Annotated in this window: 1 rRNA gene; it reads right to left on the bottom strand. The window is 45.4% G+C overall.

What is annotated here, in order from left to right:
- Positions 1-1,407, bottom strand: a 23S ribosomal RNA gene (locus tag QMO11_RS21820); the annotation flags it as partial.
- Between the last annotated feature and the right edge of the window lie 76 nt (positions 1,408-1,483).

Below are 1,483 nucleotides of genomic sequence, written 5' to 3'. Positions count from 1 at the left end.
TTTCCATCCACTACCCCTTTCGGGTTCGCGTTAGGTCCCGACTAACCCTGATCCGATTAGCGTTGATCAGGAAACCTGAGTTTTTCGGCGTGCGGGTTTCTCACCCGCATTATCGTTACTTATGCCTACATTTGCTTTTCTAAATACTCCACGAGACATCGCCATCTCGCTTCAGCGCAATTTAGAATGCTCCCCTACCACTGTATTAAAATACAATCCATAGCTTCGGTAATATACTTATGCCCGATTATTATCCATGCTCGATCGCTCGACTAGTGAGCTGTTACGCACTCTTTAAATGAATGGCTGCTTCCAAGCCAACATCCTAGCTGTCTATGCAATCAAACCGCGTTTGTTCAACTTAGTATATATTTGGGGACCTTAGCCGATGGTCTGGGTTCTTTCCCTCTCGGACATGGACCTTAGCACCCATGCCCTCACTCCTATTCATCATCTTACAGCATTCGGAGTTTATCAGGAGTTGATAGGCGGTGAAGCCCTCTCGTCCAATCAGTAGCTCTACCTCTGCAAGATTAAAATAAGGCTGCACCTAAATGCATTTCGGGGAGTACGAGCTATTTCCAGGTTTGATTGGCCTTTCACCCCTACCCACAGTTCATCCGAAGACTTTTCAACGTCTGGCGGTTCGGTCCTCCACTGTGTGTTACCACAGCTTCAACCTGACCATGGGTAGATCACCTGGTTTCGCGTCTAGCGCAGCTAACTTTATCGCCCTATTCAGACTCGCTTTCGCTTCGGCTCCGTCCCTTAAGGACTTAACCTCGCTAACTACGACTAACTCGTAGGCTCATTATGCAAAAGGCACGCCGTCACTGAATAAATCAGCTCCGACCGCTTGTAAGCGCACGGTTTCAGGTACTATTTCACTCTCCTATTCGGAGTACTTTTCACCTTTCCCTCACGGTACTGGTTCACTATCGGTCTTTGAGGAGTATTTAGCCTTACCGGATGGGCCCGGCAGATTCAGACAGGATTTCACGTGTCCCGCCCTACTCAGGATACTGCTAGATTCTTAAACTTACTTGTACGAGACTTTCACTCTCTATGGTTACTCTTTCCAAAGCATTCCAATTCATTTAATTACTCATATTGCAGTCCTACAACCCCATAATTGCCTAAACAATTATGGTTTGGGCTGTTCCCAGTTCGCTCGCCACTACTACGGGAATCATTATTATTTTCTTTTCCTACAGGTACTTAGATGTTTCAGTTCCCTGCGTTAGCTCACCCGAAGGTGTGTTATGTCTTCAACATAACGGGTTGCCCCATTCAGAAATCCACGGATTAACAGATATTTGCTCCTCCCCGTGGCTTATCGCAGCTTATCACGTCTTTCTTCGCCTCTCAAAGCCTAGGCATTCACCATGCGCCCTTACTTACTTTCTTGTTAATTAGTATTTAATACTTAGTATTAAAACTAACTTATGATTTTGATTGTTTTGCCAATATGTCAATGTACGTT

The organism is Saccharicrinis aurantiacus (assembly GCF_947489045.1).
In the GTDB taxonomy this organism is placed as follows: domain Bacteria; phylum Bacteroidota; class Bacteroidia; order Bacteroidales; family Marinilabiliaceae; genus Saccharicrinis; species Saccharicrinis aurantiacus.
This window is presented reverse-complemented; position numbering and strand designations above follow the sequence as displayed.